The organism is Micromonospora sp. NPDC049799, assembly GCF_040656655.1.
In the GTDB taxonomy this organism is placed as follows: domain Bacteria; phylum Actinomycetota; class Actinomycetes; order Mycobacteriales; family Micromonosporaceae; genus Micromonospora.
In genome coordinates this window covers 1-4,242 of the sequence record NZ_JBFAMU010000422.1, presented here as the reverse complement: position 1 = coordinate 4,242, position 4,242 = coordinate 1, and the positions used below count along the sequence as shown (strand labels likewise).

The 4,242-nt window shown below is 75.0% G+C and carries 2 protein-coding genes and 1 pseudogene; 1 reads left to right on the top strand and 2 read right to left on the bottom strand.

What is annotated here, in order from left to right; genetic code table 11:
• A pseudogene (locus AB0I76_RS23600) lies at positions 1-635 on the top strand (hypothetical protein); the annotation flags it as partial.
• A gap of 133 nt (positions 636-768) precedes the next feature.
• Here the strand turns inward: AB0I76_RS23600 and AB0I76_RS23595 are convergent.
• Positions 769-1,524, bottom strand: a complete 756-nt coding sequence (locus tag AB0I76_RS23595; protein ID WP_357039299.1) for a 2-phosphosulfolactate phosphatase — start codon at positions 1,522-1,524, stop codon at positions 769-771.
• A gap of 4 nt (positions 1,525-1,528) precedes the next feature.
• Positions 1,529-4,210 (bottom strand): phosphoribosylformylglycinamidine synthase subunit PurL, encoded by a 2,682-nt coding sequence (gene purL / locus AB0I76_RS23590; protein WP_357039302.1) that lies wholly within the window; start codon positions 4,208-4,210, stop codon positions 1,529-1,531.
• Positions 4,211-4,242 lie beyond the last annotated feature (32 nt).

Genomic DNA, 4,242 nt, shown 5'->3' with positions numbered 1-4,242 from the left:
CGGCCGGCTATCCGCCGGCCCCCGGTGGCGCGCCCGGCTACGGCGAGCGTTACGACGAGCCGACCGGCCGCTACACCGGCGACGCCACCCAGTACCCGGCTGCCGCCGACCCGTACGCGACCGGCACCTACCAGCCGGAGCCCGGCTACGGCGACCCCGAGCCGGCACCGTACGGCCGGGGCGGCGGCGAGCCGACCGGAGGCTACGGCCAGGCCGGCGGCTACGACGACCGGGGCGGCTACGACCAGGGTGGCTACGGCTCCCCCGGCGGCTACGGCCAGGCCGGCGGCTACGGCCAGGAGCCGCCCGCCCCGTCCGGTGGTTACGGCCAGGAGCCACCGGCCCCGCACGGCGGTGGCTACGGCCAGGAGCCTCCCGCCCAGCGCGCCGGATACGACGACCGCGCCGGCTACGACCAGGGTGGCTACGGCTCCCCGGGCGGCTACGGCCAGGCCGGTGGCTACGGCCAGGAGCCGCCCGCCCAGCGCGGCGGCTACGACGACCGCGCCGGCTACGACCAGGCTGGCTACGGCGGAGCCGGCTACGGCGATCCGGCGCAGACCGGTCGAGGTCGGCCCGACGGGCCGCCGGCACCGGAGCGGGGCGGCCGTCGGCTGGACTGGCTCGACGACTGACCCTCGGGCCGGGTCTTCGCGACCCGGATGACGACAACGGCGAGAGGGCCGTCCGGGTTCGGACGGCCCTCTCGCCGTGTCAGCGGCGCCGACTCGACCACGACCCGGGACGCGGGGGAGGCCGGTCGATCGTTCAGGCGGCGGAGAAGACGCCGCTCCGCAGCAGCGGCACCACGTCCGACGCGCCGGCCTGGACGGCGATCTCGACGTCCTCGGCGAAGCCGCCCTCGATGAGTTCCCGACCGGACACGCTGCCGCGTACGGCCGCCGGCACGTCCGGGATGCTGGCCAGGGCGGCGAGCGCGGTCGCGGCCTCGACGGAGAGACCACCGGGTACGCCGGAGAGGGCGTCGAGCACGCTGGCCGCCCCGAGCTGGTCCTCCACGCTGGGCCGCAGCGAGCCGTCCGGCCAACGCTCGCCGGAGGCGACCACACCGACCGGCGCGTCCGTCGAGCCGTACCCCTGGCGGCGCAGCCAACGCCCGACGGCGCCGGCGTTGCGCAGGCAGGCCGCGACCACCGGAAGCCCGGTGGCGCTGGCGGCGGCGCTGATGGCCGAGCCGTTCGGCGAGGGCAGCACCAGGTCGCTGACGAACGGCGCGGCGGTCAGCGCCGCCGGCGAGAGCGACCACGGCCGCTCCGGGCTGGTCTCGCGGCGGCCGACGGCGGCCACCGCGCCGACCCGCAGGGCGTACTCGGCGGCCTGCTCACCCCACGGAAAGGGGTGTACGCGGATGCCCCGCGCGACGGCGACCTCCACGGCGGTGGTGAACGAGAGCACGTCCACCACCACCAGGGCGGCGCAGACCCGGCCGAGTTCGGCCGCCCCCGCCAGCCCCCAGTCGAACCGGGCGCCGGAACCGGGTTGGGCGTGGACGGCCGCGGCCAAAGCCTCAGCGCTCGTCAGGCGCAGAGGACTGGTCGGTGTCGCCGGATCCCGGGGCGGACGCCCCCGTGGCCGTGGTCGGGCCCGCGGTCGGCGCTTCCGGGCCAGCGGGCGAGCCCTGCCCGGCCGGCGGTGCCTGCTCCTTGGAGGAGGACGCCGCGTCGGGCCCATCGGGGGTGGCGACGGGCTCGGCGGCACCGGTGGTCGGCACCGGGCCGGACGACGCGATCGGCTCGGACACCACGTCCGTCGGGTCCAGCGGCGGCTGGCCGGCCGGCTCGGCGACCGGCAGCGGCACCGCCTCGACGGCACCGGCCACGCCGGCCGCGGGCGCCGGAACCTCGACGACCTCCGAACCACCGAAGAGGCTCGGCAGCGTCGCGCCGTGGACCGCCCGCAGCTCGTCCAGGCCGATCCGGAACTGGCCGTGCACCTCCAGCGCGCCGCCGGTCGGGTCGGTGACGCCGATCAGTTCGAACGGCACCCCGCGCTCGGCGCAGAGGGCGGTGAACGCCTTCTCCCGACCGCGCGGCACCGACACCAGGACCCGGGCCGACGACTCACTGAACAGGTAGACGAACGGCATCGAACCACCGGCGAACCGCTCCGGCACCGCGATGCGGGCGCCGACACCGCGCCGCAGGCAGGACTCCACCAGGCTCTGCGCGAGGCCACCGTCGGAGAGGTCGTGCGCCGAGCTGAGGTGCCCGACCCGCGCGGCCTCCGCCATCAGGTCACCCAGCGTCTTCTCCCGGGCCAGGTCGACCTGCGGGGGTACGCCGCCGAGGTGCTCGTGGGTCACCCATGCCCACTCGGAGCCGGACAGCTCCACGTGGGTCTCGCCGAGCAGGTAGAGCTGGTCGTGCTCGCCGCCGGGGCGCGGCACGAAGCCCATCGGCACCCGGTCCGCGACGTTGTCGAGCACGCCGAGCACACCGACCACCGGCGTGGGGTGGATGGCCGCCGCACCGGTCTGGTTGTAGAAGCTGACGTTGCCGCCGGTCACCGGAATGCCCAGCTCGGCGCAGCCGTCGGCCAGGCCACGGACGGCCTCGGCGAACTGCCACATCACGCCCGGGTCCTCCGGCGAGCCGAAGTTGAGGCAGTCGGTGACGGCGATCGGCTTCGCACCGGTCACGGCCACGTTCCGGTACGCCTCGGCCAGCGCCAGCTTGGCGCCGTGGTACGGGTCGAGACGCGCGTACCGGCCGTTGCCGTCCACCGACAGCGCCACGCCGAGCCCGGTCCGCTCGTCGATCCGGATCACGCCGGAGTCCTCCGGCTGGGCGAGCACGGTGTTGCCCAGCACGTAGCGGTCGTACTGCTCGGTGACCCAGGTCTTGTCGCACAGGTTCGGCGACGCGATCATGCGCAGCACCGTCTCCCGCAGCGCGTCCGGGTCGGCCGGGCGGGGCAGCGTCTCGGCGCGGTCGGCCTGGAGCAGGATCAGGTCGGCGGGCTCGCGCATCGGACGGGCGTACACCGGGCCGTCGTCGACCAGCGAACCCGGCGGAACGTCGACCACGAGCTGGTCCCGCCAGGTGATCAGCAGCCGGCCGGGCTGGCCGTCCTCGGACGGCGGGGTGACCTCGCCGATCGCGGTGGCCCAGACGCCCCACTTCTCGGCGGTCTTGAGCACCGCCTCGAGCTTCTCCGGCTCGACCACCAGCAGCATCCGCTCCTGGGACTCGCTGGCGAGGATCTCGTGCGGCTCCATGGAGGCCTCGCGCAACGGCACCCGCTCCAGCCACACCCGCATGCCGGTGCCGGCCGCCGCGGCGGTCTCGGTGAGCGCGCAGGTCAGCCCGGCGCCGCCGAGGTCCTGGATGCCGACCACCAGCTCGGCGTCGTACAGCTCCAGGCACGCCTCGATGAGCAGCTTCTCCATGAACGGGTCGCCCACCTGCACCGACGGGCGGCGCTGCTCGCTGCCCTCGTCGAAGGTGGCGCTGGCGAGCACCGAGACACCGCCGATGCCGTCCCGGCCGGTCCGCGCGCCCATCAGCACGACGACGTTGCCGGGACCGGCGGCGGCCTTGTTCTGCAGCCGGCTCACCGGCAGCACACCGAGGCAGAGCGCGTTGACCAGCGGGTTGCCCTGGTAGCAGGGGTCGAAGACGACCTCACCGCCGATGTTGGGCAGGCCGAGGCAGTTGCCGTAGCCGCCGACGCCGGCGACCACGCCGGGCAGCACCCGGGCGGTGTCCGGGTGGTCGGCGGCGCCGAAGCGCAGCGGGTCCATCACCGCGACCGGGCGGGCGCCCATCGCGAGGATGTCCCGGACGATGCCGCCGACACCGGTCGCCGCGCCCTGGTACGGCTCGACGAAGCTCGGGTGGTTGTGCGACTCGACCTTGAAGGTCACCGCCAGCTCGTCGGAGATCTGCACGACGCCGGCGTTCTCGCCGATGCCGGCGAGCATCCGGTCGCTCGGCGGGGCCTTCTCACTGAACTGGCGCAGGTGCACCTTGCTCGACTTGTAGGAGCAGTGCTCGCTCCACATGATCGAGTACATCGCCAGCTCGGCCTGGGTGGGCCGGCGGCCGAGGACCTGCCGGATCCGGTCGTACTCGTCGTCGCGGAGACCCAGCTCCGCGTACGGCTGCAGCTCGCCCGGGGTGCCACCGGCGCGCGGCACGGTGTCCAGGCCGTCATGGGCCTGGTGCAGCAGCTCGGCGAAGTCTCCCAGCGTCCCGAAGCGCGGGTCGACGTTGTAGAAGT